The 18,816-nt window shown below is 63.9% G+C and carries 18 protein-coding genes; 5 read left to right on the top strand and 13 right to left on the bottom strand.

Going from position 1 to position 18,816, the window contains the following annotated elements; translation table 11 throughout:
* Positions 1–101 precede the first annotated feature (101 nt).
* Together GA566_RS23790 and GA566_RS23785 are read right to left on the bottom strand one after the other, a co-directional pair.
* A complete protein-coding gene (locus tag GA566_RS23790) occupies positions 102–1,265 on the bottom strand; it encodes a porin (RefSeq protein ID WP_160474732.1) in 1,164 nt (387 codons plus the stop codon).
* A gap of 268 nt (positions 1,266–1,533) precedes the next feature.
* A complete protein-coding gene (locus GA566_RS23785; protein ID WP_160474731.1) occupies positions 1,534–2,271 on the bottom strand; it encodes an aspartate/glutamate racemase family protein in 738 nt (245 codons plus the stop codon).
* Between the two features lie 222 nt (positions 2,272–2,493).
* Here GA566_RS23785 and GA566_RS23780 point away from each other — a divergent pair, with 222 nt between their 5' ends.
* Positions 2,494–4,950: an ATP-binding protein gene (locus GA566_RS23780; RefSeq protein ID WP_160474204.1), complete on the top strand. Its 2,457-nt coding sequence runs from the start codon at positions 2,494–2,496 to the stop codon at positions 4,948–4,950.
* A complete protein-coding gene (locus GA566_RS23775) occupies positions 4,913–5,368 on the top strand; it encodes a response regulator (RefSeq protein WP_137927911.1) in 456 nt (151 codons plus the stop codon). Before GA566_RS23780 ends, GA566_RS23775 begins: the two co-directional genes overlap by 38 nt.
* Positions 5,369–5,385: 17 nt before the next feature.
* Here GA566_RS23775 and GA566_RS23770 read toward each other — a convergent pair whose 3' ends face one another.
* Both GA566_RS23770 and GA566_RS23765 read right to left on the bottom strand, forming a co-directional pair.
* Entirely contained in the window at positions 5,386–7,041 is a 1,656-nt protein-coding gene (locus tag GA566_RS23770) for an ATP-binding protein (RefSeq protein WP_160474203.1), read from the bottom strand.
* 16 nt (positions 7,042–7,057) lie between these two features.
* Positions 7,058–7,663, bottom strand: coding sequence for a biliverdin-producing heme oxygenase (locus tag GA566_RS23765; RefSeq protein ID WP_249359709.1), 606 nt, complete (start codon positions 7,661–7,663; stop codon positions 7,058–7,060).
* A 235-nt stretch (positions 7,664–7,898) separates the two neighbouring features.
* On the opposite strand from GA566_RS23765, the gene GA566_RS23760 reads away from it, so the two are divergent.
* Positions 7,899–8,207 carry a zf-TFIIB domain-containing protein gene (locus GA566_RS23760; RefSeq protein WP_160474202.1) on the top strand — a complete coding sequence of 103 codons (309 nt, stop codon included), beginning with the start codon at positions 7,899–7,901 and terminating at the stop codon, positions 8,205–8,207.
* A gap of 129 nt (positions 8,208–8,336) precedes the next feature.
* Here GA566_RS23760 and GA566_RS23755 read toward each other — a convergent pair whose 3' ends face one another.
* Together GA566_RS23755 and GA566_RS23750 are read right to left on the bottom strand one after the other, a co-directional pair.
* Positions 8,337–8,780, bottom strand: a complete 444-nt coding sequence (locus GA566_RS23755; RefSeq protein WP_160474201.1) for a nuclear transport factor 2 family protein — start codon at positions 8,778–8,780, stop codon at positions 8,337–8,339.
* 153 nt (positions 8,781–8,933) lie between these two features.
* Positions 8,934–10,136: an NnrS family protein gene (locus GA566_RS23750; RefSeq protein ID WP_160474200.1), complete on the bottom strand. Its 1,203-nt coding sequence runs from the start codon at positions 10,134–10,136 to the stop codon at positions 8,934–8,936.
* Between the two features lie 385 nt (positions 10,137–10,521).
* On the opposite strand from GA566_RS23750, the gene GA566_RS23745 reads away from it, so the two are divergent.
* On the top strand, positions 10,522–12,141 hold the full coding sequence (locus tag GA566_RS23745) for a methyl-accepting chemotaxis protein (RefSeq protein ID WP_249359708.1): 1,620 nt from the start codon (positions 10,522–10,524) through the stop codon (positions 12,139–12,141).
* Positions 12,142–12,231: 90 nt separating this feature from the next.
* Here GA566_RS23745 and GA566_RS23740 read toward each other — a convergent pair whose 3' ends face one another.
* Positions 12,232–13,821 carry a hypothetical protein gene (locus tag GA566_RS23740; protein WP_160474198.1) on the bottom strand — a complete coding sequence of 530 codons (1,590 nt, stop codon included), beginning with the start codon at positions 13,819–13,821 and terminating at the stop codon, positions 12,232–12,234.
* Between the two features lie 148 nt (positions 13,822–13,969).
* Between GA566_RS23740 and GA566_RS23735 the strand changes: the two genes are divergently transcribed.
* Positions 13,970–14,803: a class D beta-lactamase gene (locus GA566_RS23735; protein ID WP_160474730.1), complete on the top strand. Its 834-nt coding sequence runs from the start codon at positions 13,970–13,972 to the stop codon at positions 14,801–14,803.
* Between the two features lie 30 nt (positions 14,804–14,833).
* Here GA566_RS23735 and fliR read toward each other — a convergent pair whose 3' ends face one another.
* The 6 genes from fliR to fliM form a co-directional block, all read right to left on the bottom strand.
* Positions 14,834–15,622: a flagellar biosynthetic protein FliR gene (gene fliR, locus GA566_RS23730; protein ID WP_160474197.1), complete on the bottom strand. Its 789-nt coding sequence runs from the start codon at positions 15,620–15,622 to the stop codon at positions 14,834–14,836.
* Positions 15,623–15,647: 25 nt separating this feature from the next.
* A complete protein-coding gene (fliQ, locus tag GA566_RS23725) occupies positions 15,648–15,917 on the bottom strand; it encodes a flagellar biosynthesis protein FliQ (protein ID WP_061958832.1) in 270 nt (89 codons plus the stop codon).
* Positions 15,918–15,929: 12 nt separating this feature from the next.
* Positions 15,930–16,676 carry a flagellar type III secretion system pore protein FliP gene (gene fliP, locus GA566_RS23720; RefSeq protein ID WP_137927914.1) on the bottom strand — a complete coding sequence of 249 codons (747 nt, stop codon included), beginning with the start codon at positions 16,674–16,676 and terminating at the stop codon, positions 15,930–15,932.
* A gap of 77 nt (positions 16,677–16,753) precedes the next feature.
* Positions 16,754–17,308, bottom strand: coding sequence for a flagellar biosynthetic protein FliO (gene fliO / locus GA566_RS23715; RefSeq protein ID WP_346813534.1), 555 nt, complete (start codon positions 17,306–17,308; stop codon positions 16,754–16,756).
* The gene (gene fliN / locus GA566_RS23710; protein ID WP_137927903.1) at positions 17,305–17,796 is read right to left on the bottom strand and encodes a flagellar motor switch protein FliN; all 492 of its coding nucleotides are present in this window, start codon (positions 17,794–17,796) and stop codon (positions 17,305–17,307) included. The genes fliO and fliN overlap by 4 nt, the downstream gene beginning before the upstream one ends.
* A complete protein-coding gene (fliM, locus tag GA566_RS23705; protein ID WP_137927902.1) occupies positions 17,789–18,799 on the bottom strand; it encodes a flagellar motor switch protein FliM in 1,011 nt (336 codons plus the stop codon). Before fliM ends, fliN begins: the two co-directional genes overlap by 8 nt.
* Positions 18,800–18,816: the final 17 nt, after the last annotated feature.

Below are 18,816 nucleotides of genomic sequence, written 5' to 3'. Positions count from 1 at the left end.
AGGGCCAGCAGTGCAAGTTGCGACGAGGCCGGCAAGCAGAACCTCCTACCCTCTCCCCCAGCCCCTCTCCCTGTGGGAGAGGGGAGCAAAACACGGGCAAATCAAAACTTGTGCCGAACCCCCAACGCCACACCGATCATGTTGCTCTGCCCATTGGCGAGCGCATAGCTATTGCCGAGCGACAGGCTGTTGGCATACACCGTGGCCAATGATTCCATCATCAGCCCTGCGTTCTTCGCATAAGCCGTGGAGAGGTACAGGTCGGTGCGCTTGGACAGCGTGTAGTTGGCCACGAACGCCACCTGCCACGGGTTCGCTGCATTCGCGCCATACAGGTTCTTGAGATCGTCGTAGTTGTATTCCAGTGTGAGCCCAATGGCCGGCGTGACCTGGTAGTTGGCGCCGATCCAGTAGAAGTCATCGCGCTGGATGGTCGCGCCTGCCGCGTTCTTGTTCTGTCCCCAGCGATATCCACCCATCACCTTGGCGACGTTGCTGAACGCATAGCTGGCGCCGATGGCGGCTTTTCGCATCGTGCCGCTGCTGGTGCCAATGGTGGGATTCCACTGGTCGTAGCCGGCGGTCACGCCGACCGGGCCAATGGAGTAGGCCACTGCCGCACCGTATGCGGTATCGCGGCGGAAGGCGCCCGGCACTTCGCCGTTGCCGCCGATCGGCGTGGGGATGCCCACGGACGCGGGCAAGGCCAGCCCCGTACCGAACGACCAGTGCGCCAGCGCGGTAAGGGGCCCGAACTGTCCCGTGTATTTGATCGTGTTGTCCTCGCGGAAGTTGGCACCCGATTGCAGTACGACGGGTTCGTACTGCGTGGCGTATGCAGTGGGCGAGAAGTTGGCCAATGCCTCGAACATCGACGTGTACTGGCGCCCCAGGCTGATCTGGCCGATGCCAGCCTTGGACAAGCCCACGAATGCCTGGCGCCCGAACGGCCTGCCGCTTTGCTGCAGCGTGCCGTTGTCCGCGCTGATACCGCTCTCCAGCACGAATACGCCCTTGACTCCGCCGCCAAGATCCTCGGTGCCGCGCAGGCCCCAGCGTGAACCGGCCAGCCCGCCGGAATTCATGCGGTAGACATTGTTCGATGGACCAGGATTGAAACCGTTAGCCGCGATGGGCACGGCGCCCACATGGTTCGCGTATTCCACGTTCATGTCGATGACGCCATACAGCGTGACATTCGATTGCGCGTAGGCGGTGCCAACACATGCCAGCGCTATCGCAAGTGCCATGCGTGCACGACGCATGGCGTTGACCTTGGTGCTCATATGTCTCCTCGATTCTCGTTATGGGAACGAGCGAAGTATCGAGGAACGACGGTGGACGGTTTGACTATCCGGGACAGCGTTTTTGCTTCACGGGACAGTGCGGGAAAACCCGTTTGGGGTTTGTGAGGGGGCGCGCCGTGCCCGTGCGACGCACTCGCCAGCTATAGCGACGCCGCAGCCAGTTCTGCCGCTGCGCGGTCGATTACTTCCATTGCGCCGCACCCGGCCGGTGCGCGTGAATCAGGAGTCAGGTGTCGAGGGCAAAGGTCGACAACATGCCGGCATAATGCTTCGGCAACGGTCGCGCCCAGTCGCCGCGCTTGCTTGTAGAGAGTCGCAACGATATGAGCGACTCGGCCATCTTCACGGCGCAGGCCACGCCGTCGATGACGGGCGCGCCGATGGCGTCAGAGATGGATTCGCACAGGTCGGCCATCCCGGCGCAGCCCAGCACGATGCAGTCGCTGCGGTCCTCGTCCAGTGCCTGTCGGCAGGCATCGGTGATGATGCGGCGTGCATCGGAACCGGGTTTTTCGAGATCGAGCACGGGCAGGTCGCTCGCACGCACGTTGCGGCAGAAGCGTTCCATGCCGTAGCGCTCGGCCAGGTGCCACGCGATATTGCAGGTGCGCGGGAGGGTGGTCACCACGCTGAAGCCGGTGCCGATGAAGCTTGCCGTGTGCATGGCTGCTTCCGCTATCCCAATCACGGGGCCGCGGGCCAGTTCCCGCGCCGCGTACAGTCCCGGATCGCCGAAGCACGCGATGATGTAGCCATCCACGTCTTCCCGCTCACCACTCAGGATTTCGTCGAGGATGCCGGGCACGCTGAGTGCCTCGTCATAGTGGCTCTCGATCGACGCCGGCCCCATGCGCGGGCTGACCGCGATGATGCGCGTATTGGCCTGCGAAACCGTGCGGGCGCAGTGGCCTATTTTGTCGGTCATGCTCTGCGTGGTGTTCGGATTGATGATCTTGATTTTCATGGTGCGGGTCATGGACAGGATCGGCTCGCGCGGGCGGCATCATGCGCGAGGCCAGTGCACGGAGCAGGGCAGGCGCATGGTCAAAGCAATGCCCATGCCGATCCTTGCCCAATCCTTGTAATTTTTACCGGATGGCTTGCGGGTGCTGTCAATTCGGCACATCGCCAGCACGCGCCCGATGCCTGTGCGAAAATCCACCGCATGCCTACCGGCGGAGCCCGCATGCCTTACGACTCCCAGTCCCTGGTGACCGCATCGTCCGACGATTGCGCCCGGGAACCCATCCATATCCCCGGTGGTATCCAGCCACACGGATACCTGCTGAGCGTCGACGAGGCGGGCAGGGTCGTACAGGCGAGCCGCAACGTCGCGGTGCTGGCTGGTATCGACATCGAGGCCGTAGCGGGACGTGCGCTGGCCGAAGTGGTCGGTGCAGAAGCCGCGGGTCTCGCGCTGCGTGCGCTCGACAGTCTCGAAGCCGAAGGCATTCCCCTCTACGCAGGTTCCATTGACGATCCGCGCACCGGACGCGGCGACGCATCGTCACATCCACCGCTGGCCATCGTGGTGCATAGCCACCTGGGCGTGCGCATCGTGGAATTCGAACCGGCGCGCGGCCGGGCCGAAGTGTTTGCGTCGATGTACCCGCTGGTGCGCACCTTCATCAATAGCCTGCAGCATGCGGGCGATATCGAAGGGCTGGCCGCGCTGGCCGCGCGCGAAGTGCATCGCATCACGGGTTTTGGCCGCACCATGGTGTATTCGTTCGATGACGAAGGCCATGGCCATGTCATTGCCGAGTCGATGGAACCTGGGTACGCGAGCTATCTTAGCCAGCGCTTCCCTGCGTCGGACATTCCGGTGCAGGCACGCGCGCTATACGTGCGCAACCGCATCCGCCTGATTGCCGATGCCGATTACGTGGCCGCACCGCTGGTGCCTGCGCTGCATCCCGCCACGGGCAAGCCGACCGATCTCACCTACGCCTCGTTGCGCAGCATCTCGCCGGTGCATGTGCAGTACATGAAGAACATGGGCACGTGGGCATCGATGTCGATGTCGATCGTGGTGCGCGGGCGGCTGTGGGGTTTGATCTCCTGTCATCACGACACGGCGCGGCTGCCGTCGTTCGAGGTACGCACGGCGTGCGAACACATTGCACAGGTGCTGTCGCTGCAGGTGGAGGCCAAGGAGGATCACGCCGAGGCGGACTACCGTCTGGCGCTGCGCCGCACGCAGACGAACCTGCTGGCATCGATGGCCAACACCGAGGATTTTGTCGAGTCCATCGGCAGCGATGCCCGCAGTCTGCTTGGGCTGGTGGGCGCCACCGGTGCCGTGGCCGTGTTTGAAGGTCGTATCGTGCGCGTGGGTGACGCGCCGCCCGACGCCGCCATCGAGGCGATGGTGACGTGGCTCGACGCGCAATCCGAAGAGGTCTTCGCCACCGACAATCTTGCCCAGGCGTGGCCGGAAGCCGCGGATCACGGGCTCGGGCCGGAGGCGGCCGGCGTGCTGGTGGTGTCCCTCTCGCGGCTGTTCCGCAACTACGTGATCTGGTTCCGTGCGGAGGTGGTGCGCACGATCCGCTGGGCGGGCGATCCGCGCGCGAAGCTCTCCACGCTGTCCACCACGCTGTCACCGCGCGAGAGCTTCGAGGTCTGGACCCAGATCGTGCGCGGCCGCTCGCAGCCGTGGCGCCAGGCGGAAATCGAGGTGGCGGGAGAATTCCGCGGCGCGTTGCTCGGCATCGTGCTGCGCCGCGCGGAAGAACTCGCGCAACTCGCGCTCGAACTGGGCCGCGTCAATCGCGAACTGGAGGGGTTCTCGTACACGGTCTCTCACGATCTGCGCGCACCGCTGCGCCATATCGTCGGCTTTGCGGATCTGCTGCGCGACATGGACTACAGCCGCCTGTCCGACCGCGGCAAGCATTTCATCGAGCGGATCATTGCGCAGGCGCGTTTCGGCGGCAAGCTCGTGGATGACCTGCTCGCGTTCTCGCAGATGGGCCGCGCGGCGCTGCGTCCGCAACGCCTGGATATGAAGGCGCTGGTCGAGCGCCTGGTAAGCGAGGAATCGAAGGATATCGGCACGCGCCGTCTGGAATGCCGCGTCGGCGATCTCGGCCATGTCATGGCGGACCCCGTGCTGATGGACGTGGTGTTGCGCAACCTGATCGCGAACGCGATAAAATTCACGGGCCTGCGCGGCGTGGATGCGGACGGTGCACCGGCGCAGGTCGAGATTGGCGTGGAGCCGGGCGAAGGCGAGCATGCGGGGCACGATGTGTTCTTCGTGCGCGACAACGGCGTGGGTTTCGATATGCGATACGCCGACAAGCTGTTTGGTGTGTTCCAGCGCCTGCACCGCGTGGAGGAGTTCCCGGGCACGGGCATCGGCCTGGCCAGCGTGCGCCGCATCGTGGAACGTCACGGCGGCACCACGTGGGCGCACGCCGAAGTGGACAAGGGCGCCACGATCCGGTTCTCGCTGCCGCGCGATTTCGTGCCCGAGGGCACGACGGGCGTGAACGAGACCGCCGCAGAGGCGGCATCGCGGCTGGCAGCGGTGTCGTCGGGCCAACCCTACAAGCCAGTGTTGAAAGATCTGAAAGATTTGAAAGGTACGGAGAATGAGTGTGCTGAGACCGATCCTGCTGGTCGAGGACAATCCTGACGATATCGAGCTGACGCTGATTGCGCTGGAGCGAAGCCGCCTGGCCAATCCGGTGGTATCGGTACGCGATGGCGCCGAGGCGCTCGACTTCCTGCGTCGCCAGGGGGCCTTCGCGAATCGCACGGAAGAGAACCCGGCCGTGATCCTGCTCGACAAGAAGCTGCCAAAGGTGGATGGCCACGAGGTCTTGCGCGAGGTACGCGCCGACGAGAGCCTGCGCCGCATCCCGGTGGTGATGCTGACGTCGTCACGCGAGGAACGCGATCTGCTCAAGAGCTACGACCTCGGCGTGAATGCCTATGTCGTGAAGCCAGTGGAGTTCGACGACTTCATGGCGGCCATCAATGACCTGGGCGTGTTCTGGGCCGTGCTGAACGAACCGCCACCGTATGGGTCGGGGGCGGGCAGCGCGGAGTGATGCAGGTGCAGGTCCGGCTATCGCGCTGCGTCGGCGCGGTGGCCTGCCTGAATGGCCGGCAGGCAGACACGGAAGGTGGCCCCCTTGCCCAGTCCGTCGCTGTGCGCGGTGACGGTGCCATTGTGCAGGACCACAAGATTCTTCACCATCCATAGCCCCAGGCCAAGGCCGGGCGCGCGCTGCGAACGCTCCTGATGCGCCTGTTCGAAACGCTCGAATATCCGTTCGAGCGCCTCCGGCGAAATCCCCAGTCCGTTGTCGCGCACCACCAGTTCGGCGCACTGGCCGTTGGTGGTCACACTCAGTTCCACACTGCCGCGTTCGGCAAATTTCAGCGCATTGGTCAACAGGTTGAGCACCACCTGCTTCAGGCGGTTCTCGTCGGCGCTGACCATGCAGGGCGTAGATGCCGACACGACAAGCGTGACGTTGCGCGACTCCGCATCGAGCCGCAGGTCTTCCGCAACCGTCGCCGCCAGCGCGGCCATGTCCAGTTGACGGAGTTCGACGGAGAGCTTGCCCGTGGCGATGGCACCGCTATCGAGCAGATCGTCCACCATGCGCGCCAGTTGGCGCGTATTGCGTTCGATGACCTGCGCCGCGCGATTCACGTGAGACGGATCGGTGCCGCGTTCGAGTAGCGTGGTCCACCAGAGAATGGCGTGCAGCGGCGAGCGCAACTCATGGCTGACCGCCGCCACAAAGTGGTCCATGGCCTGAGCGCCCCGTTCGCTGACTTCGCGCGCCCGCTGCTCTTCCTCGGCAATGGCGCGGTAGTGGAGTTCGGATGCCTTGCGCGCGGTGATGTCGATCGTGAAACCGATCATCGATTGCGGCGAGCCGTCTTCCAGATAGCGCGCCGCGCCGCGCGACATCAGCCAGCGCATCGTGCCGTCGCGCCAGACCACGCGATACTCCACCTCGAAATGCGCGCGTGCGGCGATGGCGCGGTCCATGGCGGCGCGCACGTCGCGACGATCCGCTTCATGCATCAATTCGTCGAATACACGCGCCTCGTTGATCGTTTCCTCGGGCGACAGGCCCATGTTGGCCTTGCACTGGTCGGTGCAGGCCATGTAGCCGGTGGCGATGTCGAGTTCCCACGCGCCAACCTTGGCAAAGGCGAGCAACTCTTCGAGCCGTTCGCGATGCGTTTGCAGCGCGGCGTTGGCTTCATCGACGAGCAGCTTGCGCAACCGGGCCTGCGAGCGCAGCTTGGCGTGCTCGCGGCGGCTCTGCTCGGACTGCACGATCTGGTCGGTGACATCGCTGATCTTGAGCACGACCACGGGCGCGGCGGTGCCCACGCCGGCCAGCCGCGTCGCACGCGCCTGCCAGTAGCGTTCGCCGTCGCCGTTGCCGGCAGGGTGGCCGTCGTAACGGATCAGCGGCGACATGCGAGACTCGCCGACAACCAGTTGGCCAAGCGTGGCCAGCAGCCAGTCGCGGCGCGCCGCCATCTGCGATGCCGAGAGCGTCGGGTTGATGACGAAGATCGACTTGCCCATGACTTCGTGGGCCGCGCGGCCGGACATCGTCAGGTAGGCGGCATTGGCGTGGATCACCTCGTCGTGACTGTTGAGCACGAGATAGGCGTCGGGCAGGGCATCGAACAGCGCAGCGCTGTCGAAGACCTGGTCGGCTGACCTTGCTGAGGCGGCGGTGTCTGACATGCGCTCTCCCGGTCCGCTATTTGACGCCGTGGCCGGACGCCATCGACGGGATGCGGGCGAGCAGGTCATCGAAAGCGCGTTGTGCGCCCTGACCGGCCAGTGCAATGTCATCGTCGGTGGTGACATGCGTGCGCAGCGCGTGCAGGAATTGTTGCCAGCGCGGGCCGGGCGATGCGCCGCCACCGAGATATCGCAGCGGATGGGGTGCCAGGCGCTCGGCGAAATTCCGATAGATCACGGCGCCGCCAAGCTGCGAGCCTTCGATGACATAGCAGAGTCCCCAGCGGTAGGCCGGTTCGCTGCGCAGCGTGCCAACGTCGATGTTGTCCACCGTGGCGCCGCCCTGCGGGATCGCGGTATCCGCCAGGTCTTGCTCCAGCACATCCGCACGCGAGACTTGCGGCAGGCGGGCAGGGTCCTGCGGACCGTCGTCAAAACCCGCCAGCCAGGTCTCCAGCGGCGCCAGCCAGGCGCGCAGGATCAGCAGGTGGTCGCGATAGTCGACGAGCGTCGGCGCGGCGTGCGCCAGCGGCATCGCACGGTCCAGGACGGCGTGTTTTTCCGAGGTGGCGGCTCGCAGCGAGGCGAGCACATCGGAAGGGGGTGTCGAGTGTTCAGTCACGTAGGTGATGATCCCGCAAACCACATGGCGCCAGCTCGGCGATCAGGGTCTGGCGAGGCGGCGTATCAAGCCCACATGGTACAGGAACTGCCATCCGCTGCGGTCAGGTGCGCCAGCCGCCGATACCGGGACGATGACTCAAACATGACATTGCTGCCATCTGCGGGAATCCATCTGATCTGAATCATAGAATGGGCCCGTCGCGCCTGGTGCGCAGCTGTAGAAGGAGTGCTTGATGAAGTGTCCGACCTGTTCCGATGCCACGCTGGTGATGTCAGACCGACAAGGCGTGGAAATCGACTACTGCCCGCAGTGCCGTGGCGTGTGGCTCGACCGTGGCGAACTGGACAAGATTCTCGAACGGTCGGTCAGCGCGGCCCCAGCGCCGCAACCCACTGCGTCACGCCAGTCAGCGCCGCAGCCGTCGTATGAGGGGGATCGTGGCCGCTACGGTCACGATAAGGATTACCGCCATGACCGGCACGATCGGCATGACAAATACGACAAACGCAAGAAGTCGTGGCTGTACGAGATCTTCGACTGATCGTTGATCAATGAAATAGAGGCGCCGATGGTTGGCGCCCCTTTTGTTTGCTCTCATCGACTATAGAGGTCAGACATCCTATAAATGTCTGCTCGATGGAACAGGTAACCCCTCCGTCGCCTGCCGTCTTTATGCGGCAGCCTTGACGGCCTGGCGAGCGATCAGCTTCCACTGTCCGCCCTGCTTCTGCCAGACCTGCAACACCTTGAGCAGCACGGTGCCCGGTTTGCCGCTATCCAGCGTTTCGCCGGCCAGCGTGTGGCGGATGACCGCCACGTCGCCCGAGACATTCACGGTCTGGTCGGTGATGTTGATGCTGACGAAATCGGATTTCTTGTCGAGCAGATCGCCGATGAAGCTGGCACGCGTGTCGATGCGACCACCGGAGTGGCCGTAGCTCAACGAATCGCCGACCAGTCCGGACAGCACCGCCTGGTCGGGATCGACCATGGCAGCGCGCAGCTTTTCGGCAACTGTCGTGACGGACTGCGAATCATTGGATTGGGCCAGGACTGGGGTGGCCAGGACGGCCAGCAGGGCAGCGGCGCCCAGCGCCGCGCGGATCTTGCGCATGATGTCTCCCGAATTCTTGTTGGATGCTCGGTATGCGGATGCTTTGAGAGGGCAACTCGTCCTTGCGGACAAGTTGTAAGTCATCGTATCACGTCGAGGCAAAATCGCAACGTAGGGTTAGCGCCGGGTGACATTGGGGGAAAAACGCGCGGATCAGCCTTCCTTGCCATCGATGCGTGGACGCATCAGGAACGGGGTGTACTTGATGAGGTAGCTCACCAGCGACAGCGCCCATAGCGCACCGGCAACGGCGATCACCTCGGGCTTGGCTTCCGGCATGGCGATGGGGCCGGCAACGCGGACCACGGCTGCCAGCACCATGCAGAGGTAGGCGAGGTGTTCCATATGGCCCGATTGCATCTGGCGTCCCGTATGGCCGAGCGCCGTGCGCGTGACCATGGCAATGATCGCGCAGCCGATCACGCCGACAGTCAGCGCGTGCAGGGCCGTGGAGCGGTCGAGCCAGCCCAATGCAGCCGCCGCAATGAGCAGGAAGCCAACGGGCAGAAAGGCATAGGCCAGATGCAGGATGAAGAGGATCGGCTTCCTGACCGTACCCAGCGGATTCCAGCCGTACAGTCGAATGCCATGCGCGATGGCTGCGCCTGCGGCGAGCACCGCAGTCAGCGGCCCCGGCGCCTGAAACGCTGCCGACATCGTGGCAAGCAGCGTGAGACCGATTACCGATCGTTCAACCATCGTCCAGCGGCGGATGCGTGCGCCGGGAATCGCATTGCCAGTGAACATCGGAATGATGCGGCCACCGATCACCGTCACGAAGATAACCACCAGCCCCGTTGCCGCTTCGGTGGCGTGCAGCGCCCAATCGGGACGACCCGCCAGCGCTGCAACATGGAACCCGATGTTGAGCGCGCCCATGATGCCGAGCGCAATGGCAAGCCCGTAGTTGCGTTGGCTCTTCGCCCGCCGCAGGATGCGATAGAAGCTCGCGCTGCACAGTGGCAGGAAGGCGATGTCCACAGCAATCGCGGCCCACGCCGGACCTGTCCACATCAGCACGCGTGCGGCCAGCCATACCGTTGCGAGGATGCCGAGCCATGTGCCCTGCGGCGTCTGCAATCCCGTCCAGTTCTTGCCCGCCGTGAAGAGGAATCCCACCACAACGGCGGCGGCGAATCCGAACACCATCTCATGGGCGTGCCAGAGCATCGCGCCGAGCCACGGTTGCGTGGCGGGTTGCCACCAGCCCAGGTACATCGCCACCCATGCCAAAACGGAAAGTGCGCCAAACGCGGCGGCCAGCAGATAGAACGGTCGGAAGCCAAGGGCCAGTACGGGCAGGCCGCGATAGCTGTTCGAGGGGGTAGGCGGGGAGATCTGCAGCAGGACGGACATGATTGGCGGGGCAAGTCGGAGGGGTGGGACGCACTCGATTCTAGAAAAGATGCATATGAAATGCAATTTAAAAAAGGATCATGGCGTGAGGCATGCGCAACATGCCCATACATTTCTGAACATTTCATGACACTTTGTCACCCTGACCCCTCGGGAGAGGGGACTAAAGGAGAGGCGGTATGCCGTTAGCCTGCGGACATACATCTAGAGCATGGCGTCAAGAACGCCAGCCAGCGCCGGTCTGAGATGTTGTCGGCGCACGGCGCGCCAGTATCAAAGAGGAACGGGATCTCTCCAGCGATACCTGCTCCGCGATACACATCGTGGCGCGATCGTCATTGGCCATTGCCGTCGGCCATTCAATCGGGAAACAGAGGGGAAAACCGTGAAATTCCGAGATCTGTCTATCAAGACCAGACTGCTGGCGGGGTTTGGCACGCTTGCGCTCGTAGTACTCGCAGTGTCTGGGTTGTCGCTGAAGGCGCTGGGCGAATCCATCGACGGCTTCGACAACTACATCCATGGCCTGAACGCGCGTGGCGAGGTAGCGTCTCAACTGCGCGCCGCCGTGGACCAGCGCGCAATTGCCGCGCGCAACCTTGTATTGGTGACCACGCCTGCCGACCTCGATCTGGAAAAGACCGAGGTCCTCAAGGCGCATGAGGATGTGCAGCAGCGCCTGGGCAAACTCAAGCAGATGATCCAGGCCAGTGGCGTCAGCGAAGGCGCGCGCAATCTCGTGGCCGAGATGGATCGCATCGAGGGCAAGTATGGCAAGGTGGCCACGGATATCGTGGGGCTGGCTCTCGACAAGAAGACCGAGGCGGCCATCGCCAAGATGAATGCAGAATGCCGCCCGCTGCTGGCCGCGCTGATCAAGGCGACGCAGGACTACGCCGAATTTACGCGCGATCGTCAGAAGGACATGGTCGCGAAGATCAACGATGAGTACACCCGCCAGCGATTGATGCTGATCCTGGCGGCAGTGGCTGCCGTGGCGTTCGCCATCATCGGCGGCTTGCTGCTGACGCGTGCGATCACGGCGCCGATCCAGCGTGCGGTGGAAGTGGCGCGCACCGTGGCACGTGGCGAACTGGGCTCGCAGATTGTCGTCGATTCGAAAGATGAGACCGGCCGCCTGCTCGCTGCGCTGCGCGACATGAACGACCGGCTGACGGAGACGGTGGGCCGTGTGCGTGCGAGCAGTTCGAACATCGAGGTGGCGACGGGCGAAATTGCCAACGGCAACATGGATCTGTCGAGCCGCACGGAGCAACAGGCGGCATCGCTGGAAGAAACCGCCGCCAGCATGGAGCAGTTGACCGCCACCGTGCGCCACAACACCGAGAACGCACGCCAGGCCAGCGAGCTGGCACGCAACGCTGCGGAAGTGGCGCAGCAGGGCAGTGGCACCGTGGGCCGCGTGGTGGACACGATGGAAGGCATCAGCGCCAGTTCGGCCCGCATTGCGGACATCACCGGCATCATCGAGAGCATCGCGTTCCAGACCAATATCCTGGCGCTCAACGCAGCAGTGGAAGCGGCGCGTGCAGGCGAGCAGGGACGTGGCTTTGCAGTCGTGGCCAGCGAGGTGCGCAGCCTGGCGCAGCGGTCATCGAACGCAGCCAAGGAAATCAAGGAGCTGATCGAGGCATCGGTGGCACAGGTGCAGGCCGGCTCCACACTGGCCGGCGAAGCGGGTCAGACCATGGCCGAAGTGACCGACGCTGTGGCCCGCGTGACGAACATCGTCAACGAAATCGCTGCGGCATCCGCCGAACAGAACCGAGGCATCGAACAGGTGAACCAGGCCATCGTCCAGATCGATCAGGTCACGCAGCAGAATGCGTCGCTGGTGCACGAGGCTGCGACGGCATCGAAATCACTGGAGGAACAGGGGCGGTTGCTGACAGAGGCGGTGGCGTTCTTCAAGGTGCCTTCGGGCGGCGTGGTGCGGAGTGCGCCGGGGCAGTTGGTTGTCAGGGGCAATGTGGCGTACGCGTAAGCCGCGTTATCTCCCGCGTTTCGTTTGCTCCCCTCTCCCGCTTTGCGGGAGAGGGGAGCGCATAACAACGGTTCGCGGTCGTGTTGAGATCTACATCCCCACTCGCAACTCCGGTGGCAGCGTCCTCAACCCCGCGTGAAAGAACCCCTTCTCGCTTGCACGTAGTGATCCGATCTGCTGCTTGAGTCGTTCCACCGCTTCATACGCATTCACCGACGCACCCTGCTCGTGCGTGAGATACCACGCCGATTCCATCAACAGGTTCGACAGTTGCAGCGCGTTGTAACGCACGCGCCCCGTATCGTGCTCCTCCAGCGCGAACGCGGCCACTGATGACCAGCGCACGAAACCCTTGGCTGGTGCGAACGGCGCATGGAACGGACGCAGTGCATCGATGGCGGCAGTCACCGTGAGCGGTTGCTGCGCACGGAATGCCGCAAGCGATGTCGAGGCATCGGCTTCCAGATGGCCGCGTGCCACCCGTAACAGGAAGATGGTGTTCCAGGCCGATCCACCGCCTACGCCGAATCGATCGCAGATCCATTCCGACAATCCAAGCCAGCGCATGGCCTGACGCTGCACGTCGCCAGCGACCATCGCGCGCGATGCATCCACGAGACGGAACTGCCAGAACAACCATAGCGACCAGCCGATGTTCGCGGCGGCGTGCTGCACGGCGTCTACCGAATCCGCTTCGTATGCCGCCTGCAGTGCGCCGGAGAAGCCTTCCATCGCCAGGCGCGCCGCTTGTTGTTTCTGCTGCGGAGTGCCCACGCCATCCGGACGCAGCGCCAGGCTCTTCTGCACGAGTGCTTCGAGGTTGAGCGTTTCGAATCGCACGCGCGGGTTGTAGCGCACCACGGGTCGCAGTTCCGCGTCGCCTGACAGGCGTGCGAGTTCGTGTTGTGCAGCGTCGAGATCTGCGCGCGCATAGTGCTCCCACGCTCGCACCACGTGTGCCATGGCCGCGAAGGTCGGCAGCGCGGCATTGACGCCGCCTGCCACCACAATGCGCTGGAAGCGGCGCAACGCTGCGCGGCTGCGATCCAGTCGGTCACTGCGCCGCCAGGCCAGGCTTTCCTTGAGCAAGGAGAGCGCCAACTGAAAATCATCGGCAGCGGTGCGCTGCGCTGCGCGGAACGATTCGGCCACGCCGTGATCGAGCGTGCCGGCGAAGCCGTCCTGCGCGCCGCGCATCGCCTGCGTCAGATGGCGCCAGAAGGCCATGTCGCGCATCGCATACTGCAGGCCGTCCTCGGCGGGGATCGACGGGACATTGCCGGCTTCCGGGGTTTGTCCCAGCCAACGCGCCACACCCGCTGGTCCCAACGGTTTGCCTTCGACCGTGAAACGCAGGCGCCGCGCGGTGGCAGCACTCATCCAGAACGGTCCACGACTGCGATGCGAAGTGGGCAACGCGGAGATGCCGAGCGTGCGATCGCTGCCCCATCCCACTGGAATCCTCCAGCGCGAAAAATCGGCGAAGGCGCGCGAGACGATCATGCGCACGTCGGCGGCTTCCGCAAAGCGTGTGCGGACGACATTGGCGTTGAGCGCTTCCTGATCGCGCGATGCGGCGAGCCAGATGCGCGCGAGCATCCAGACGGACTGGTAACGCGCGGGCTGGTCATCCACACGATAGGGCGCAGAGAGTTCGACGAAGATCGATGTCGGGGGCATGCCGCATGTTACGCGTGTTACAGCATGCGCGGTTGGCGCGAACGAGGTCATTGCCTATGCTCCGCATCACGATCCGGGCCTGGATTGCCATGCGTCAGCCTGACGCCAACCCATCAATGAAAAACCAGAAAGGGGTCTGCACATGCCTATGCGACACAGCATCGCCCGGTTGTTCCTCACCACGACATTGCTGCTGGCCGGCGCCGCGCGCGCCGCAGCGCCAGCCGCAAGCACGCTCGATGCCAAGCCGTTGTTCGATGCCGCTGGCGCCGATGGCACGATGGTGATCTACGATGTGCGCCAGCAGCGCACCATGACCTACAACCCGAAGCGCGCTGCCACCCAGTATTCGCCTGCATCGACGTTCAAGATCTTCAATTCGCTGATCGGCCTGGAGACCGGCGCGGTAGCGGACGTGGATCACGACAAGCTGCCATGGGACGGCAAGGTGTGGATGCACCACGGCAAGCCCATCCTGCCGGCGGTTTGCAATGGCGATGTGGCGCTGCGTGTGGCGCTGCCCAACTCATGCGTGCCCGCATATCAGGCGCTGGCACGGCGCGTAGGCACTGTGCAGTATCGCAAGTACCTGACGGCCGCGCACTTCGGCAATGCCGATGTGGAAGGGCCCGTGGACCGTTTCTGGCTCAACGGGCACCTGAAGATCAGCGCGAACCAGCAGGTCGATTTCCTGCGCAACGTGGCGGCGCACAAGGTGCCGTTGATCTCCGAGCGCAGCTTCGATGCACTCGACGACATCCTCACTATCGAGAAGACCGCCGACTACACGCTGCGTGCGAAGACGGGTTGGGATGCCTCCGGCACGGCAGGGGCGGACGTGGGCTGGTGGGTGGGCTGGGTCACGCGTGGCGAGAATACCTGGGTGTTCGCGCTGAACCTCGACATGTCGAAGCCTGAAGCCGGCGCGCGCAGGCAGGAGATCGCGCGCGCGATGCTCAGGCAGGTGGGTGCGTTGCCCTGATCGTTCGATCCGGGCAACGCCACATCGACGCTAGTTCGGCGCAAGCTGGTCGAGTACGGAGCCTGCCGTGCGCAGGCCGATATCGACGAGGTGCTGCATGTACAGGCCCATCTGCGGCATGCACAGCAACAGCACCAGCATGCCGCCGAGCAGCGTCACCGGGAAGCCCACCGCAAAGATCGAGAGCTGCGGCGATGCGCGGTTCAGGATACCCATCGCAAGGTTCAGTGTCAGCAGCGCGGCAATCATCGGCAGCGACAACAGCGTGCCGGTGGCAAACACCATCGAACCGGCGCGCGCCAGCACACCCCATCCGTGGCCGGAGAGCGGCACACCGGCGATGGGCACACCCTGGAAGCTATCGACGAGTGCGGCCAGCATCATCAGGTGTCCGTCGAGTGCCAGGAACATCAGCGTGGCCACGATGTTGAGAAAGCGCGACAGCACCATCGTCTGTCCGCCCGCAGAGCGGTCGTAGAACGCCGCGAACGACAGGCCCATCTGCAGGCCGATCACTTCACCGGCCACTTGCACGGCGGCAAACACCAGCCGCATCGAGAAGCCCATGGCGATGCCGATGGCCACCTCGTTGAGGATGACGAGCAGGCCCTCGTACGAGTACACCGGTGCGGTGGGAATGGCGCCGATGGTCGGCGAGATGATGGTAGACAGCGCGGCAGCCAGCAGGATCTTGGCGCGGCGCGGAATGGTGGATTCGCTGAAGATCGGCGCCGTGGCGATCAGCGCGAGCAATCGGAACATCGGCCACAGGAATGTGGCGATCCATCCGTAGAGCTGATCGGTGGAGACATCCAGCACGGCGTGAAAAATGTAAGAGCGTCGATCAGTGCGCGAGGGCAGGAATGCCCTGGAACACTTCGCGCATGTAGTCGACGAACGTGTTGATCATCCACGGCCCCACCAGCACCATCGTGACGAACAGTGCGACAAGCTTCGGGATGAACGTCAGCGTCATTTCGTTGATTTGCGTGGCGGCCTGGAACAGGCTCACCACGAGACCGGCAGCCAGCGCCACGAGCAGCAGCGGCGCCGACAGCATCAGGGTCATCTTCATCGCCTGCGTGGCGATGGTCATCACCATTTCCGGTGTCATGTCGGGCTCCGCTCAGTTCATGAAGCTCTGCGCCAGGGAACCCAGCAGCAGTTGCCACCCATCGACCAGCACGAACAGCATCAGCTTGAACGGCAGCGAAATGGTGGCGGGTGGCACCATCATCATGCCCATCGCCATCAGCACGCTGGCCACGACAAGGTCGATGATGAGGAACGGGATAAAGATCGTGAAGCCGATCTGGAACGCGGTCTTCAGTTCGCTGGTGACGAAGGCGGGCACCAGTACCGAGAACGGCACGTCGTCCGGACCCTGCATTTCCGGGATTTTCGCCATCTGCGCGAACAGTGCGAGATCCTTCTCGCGGGTCTGCTTGAGCATGAACGCACGCACCGGCACGGCAGCGCGCGAGGCCGCGGTTTCCAGGCTGATGCGGTTTTCGGAGAGCGGCTTGTACGCGTCGGTGTAGACCTTGTCGAACACCGGCGACATCACGAAAAAGGTCAAGAACAGCGACAGGCCGACGATAACCTGATTAGGCGGAGAAGATGCCGTGCCCATCGCATTGCGCAGCAAACCAAGCACGATGATGATGCGCGTGAACCCCGTCATCATCAGCATGGCCGCCGGCAGGAACGACAGCGAGGTCAGCAGGACCAGCGTCTGGATCGAGAGCGACCAGGTCTGGCCGCCACCGGGTGCCGGCTTGCTCGTCATGCCGGGCAACGACTGGGCCAGCGCGGACTCTGGCGCCAGCCACAGCATCATCGGCAACAGCGCCAGCAGGGTGGTTCCCGCCATACGCCATGACTGCGACGGGTGCGACGGACGCACGAAGGGCTTCGGTTGCCGCTCGATAGCGGCGCCACGCAGCGTGTTCATTTCTTGAGGTTTTCCTGCATGGCGCGCATCAGCCGTTCACCAAAGCCGCCTTGCATGGGCTGTGCGGGATGGGGAACGGAGGAAGATGGCGCGCCGGAATCGGGCTGGGCCGGCAACGTATGAAGCGGGCGGATCTCGTTGGGCGAGACACCGAGCACGAGCCAGGTGTCGCCCACTTCCACGGTCACGATCTTCTGGCGCGCGCCCAGCATCAGGCTGTTCACGACCTTGATCGATGCATTGCCACCGCCGTGGCGGACAAGGCCGACGCGACGCGCCAGCCAGGCCATGCCAAGGATCAGGGCAATGACGGCAAACAATCCAAGCCCGGCCTGGACGAGACTGCCGCCACTGCTGATGGCCGGGGCACTGCTTGCCGCGAGATAGCTGCTGGCTGCAGCACCGCTGGCGGGGGGAGCCGCCTGTGCGGTACTGAGCACGGTGTCAGCGGCCTGCGCGCCGGTCACGGCAACGCCCATGAGGACGATGCCTGCGGCAATACCAGAGGCAATGCGCGCGGTGGCTGCTAACCGGCGCGAGGCGGCTGTCATTTGTTGAGCTTCCGGATACGTTCGGACGGCGTGATGATGTCCGTCAGGCGGATGCCGAACTTGTCGTTCACCACCACCACTTCGCCCTGGGCGATGAGGTAGCCATTCACGAGCACGTCCATCGGCTCGCCGGCTAGGCCGTCGAGCTCCACCACCGAACCCTGTGCCAGTTGCAGCAGGTTCTTGATGGGCACCTTGGTGCGTCCCAGTTCCACGGTCAACTGCACCGGGATATCGAGGATCATCCCGATGTCGTTGTGGAAGCCGCTCGTGGCTTCCTGCGCCAGCGGCGGGAAGACGGTCGAGGCGGCCGGCGTGGCGCCTGCCATCGGCTGTGCAGCCGGCGCCATGGCCGGAGCTGCCGGGGTAGCCACCGCGGCGGCGGGGGCGGCAGCAGGCGTAGCCTGCTCGGCGCTGGTCTGCTCCGCGAGGGCGCTGGCCCAGTCGTCCATCGGATCGACCGGCTTGTCCTGAGTGCCGTCAGTCATGATCGGTTTCCTTGTTGGAATCGCTGTCTTGGTAGTTGATCATTCGTTCCACGCGCAGTGCGTACTGGCCGTTCATCGTGCCGAAGCCGCATTGCATGACGGGCACGCCGTCGACCTTGCCGAAAATCTTGTCGGGAAGTTCGATCGGCAACACGTCGCCTTCGCGCATGGCCAGCACCTCGGCCACGGTGCTGCGGATGTGTGCGAACTCGGCCACCAGATCCACTTCGGCAGCACGCAACTGGTTGGAAAGCTGGCCGAGCCAGCGCTTGTCCACCTCGACTTCGTCCTGCAGCGGATTCATCAGCAGATCGCGCAGCGGTTCGATCATCGAGAAGGGAATGCAGATATGCAGTTGTCCGCCCACGGCGCCCAGTTCGATATGGAACGCAGTGGTGACCACGGCGTCGTTCGGACCAGCCACGTTGGCGAACTTGGTGTGCATCTCCGAGCGGACATAGTCGAACTCGATGGGATGCACGGTGCCCCATGCCTGGCTGTAGCTGTTCAGCGTCAGGTCCAGCATGCGGCGGATGATGCGTTGCTCGGTCTGCGTGAAGTCGCGGCCTTCCACACGGGTGTGGAAGCGGCCATCGCCACCGAACAGGTTGTCGACCACCAGGAACACGAGGTTCGGGTCGTACACGAACAGCGCGGTACCCCGCAGCGGCTTCATGTGGACCAGGTTCAGGTTGGTCGGCACGGGCAGGTTGCGCACGAAATCGCCGTACTTCTCGATCCTTACCGTGCCCACCGAGATGTCGGCGCCACGGCGGATGAAGTTGAACAGCGCGGTGCGCAGCGCGCGGGCAAAACGCTCGTTGATGATTTCGAGCGTATGCAGGCGGCCACGGACGATACGTTCCTGGTTGGCCAGGTTGTACGGCCGTACACCGCCTTCTTCGACGGCTGGCGCCGCCGCCGCGGGCGCATCGGTTTCACCCGAAACGCCCTTCAGTAGTTCGTCTACCTCGTCCTGCGAGAGGAACTTGTCGTAGGCCATCTAGTGTCCTGCCCCGT

The organism is Cupriavidus sp. SW-Y-13 (assembly GCF_009793345.1).
GTDB lineage: Bacteria > Pseudomonadota > Gammaproteobacteria > Burkholderiales > Burkholderiaceae > Cupriavidus.
The sequence above is the reverse complement of the archived record's forward strand: the minus strand, read 5'-3'. Positions and strand labels throughout refer to the sequence as shown.

Excerpts from the sequence above, each read along its gene's own strand:
- GA566_RS23790 (WP_160474732.1), bottom strand. The coding sequence starts at position 1,265 with ATGCGTCGTGCACGCATGGCACTTGCGATAGCGCTGGCATGTGTTGGC.
- GA566_RS23785 (WP_160474731.1), bottom strand. The coding sequence starts at position 2,271 with ATGAAAATCAAGATCATCAATCCGAACACCACGCAGAGCATGACCGAC.
- GA566_RS23780 (WP_160474204.1), top strand. The coding sequence starts at position 2,494 with ATGCCTTACGACTCCCAGTCCCTGGTGACCGCATCGTCCGACGATTGC.
- GA566_RS23770 (WP_160474203.1), bottom strand. The coding sequence starts at position 7,041 with ATGTCAGACACCGCCGCCTCAGCAAGGTCAGCCGACCAGGTCTTCGAC.
- GA566_RS23760 (WP_160474202.1), top strand. The coding sequence starts at position 7,899 with ATGAAGTGTCCGACCTGTTCCGATGCCACGCTGGTGATGTCAGACCGA.
- GA566_RS23755 (WP_160474201.1), bottom strand. The coding sequence starts at position 8,780 with ATGCGCAAGATCCGCGCGGCGCTGGGCGCCGCTGCCCTGCTGGCCGTC.
- GA566_RS23750 (WP_160474200.1), bottom strand. The coding sequence starts at position 10,136 with ATGTCCGTCCTGCTGCAGATCTCCCCGCCTACCCCCTCGAACAGCTAT.
- GA566_RS23740 (WP_160474198.1), bottom strand. The coding sequence starts at position 13,821 with ATGCCCCCGACATCGATCTTCGTCGAACTCTCTGCGCCCTATCGTGTG.
- GA566_RS23735 (WP_160474730.1), top strand. The coding sequence starts at position 13,970 with ATGCGACACAGCATCGCCCGGTTGTTCCTCACCACGACATTGCTGCTG.
- fliQ (WP_061958832.1), bottom strand. The coding sequence starts at position 15,917 with ATGACACCGGAAATGGTGATGACCATCGCCACGCAGGCGATGAAGATG.
- fliP (WP_137927914.1), bottom strand. The coding sequence starts at position 16,676 with ATGGCGGGAACCACCCTGCTGGCGCTGTTGCCGATGATGCTGTGGCTG.
- fliO (WP_346813534.1), bottom strand. The coding sequence starts at position 17,308 with ATGACAGCCGCCTCGCGCCGGTTAGCAGCCACCGCGCGCATTGCCTCT.
- fliN (WP_137927903.1), bottom strand. The coding sequence starts at position 17,796 with ATGACTGACGGCACTCAGGACAAGCCGGTCGATCCGATGGACGACTGG.
- fliM (WP_137927902.1), bottom strand. The coding sequence starts at position 18,799 with ATGGCCTACGACAAGTTCCTCTCGCAGGACGAGGTAGACGAACTACTG.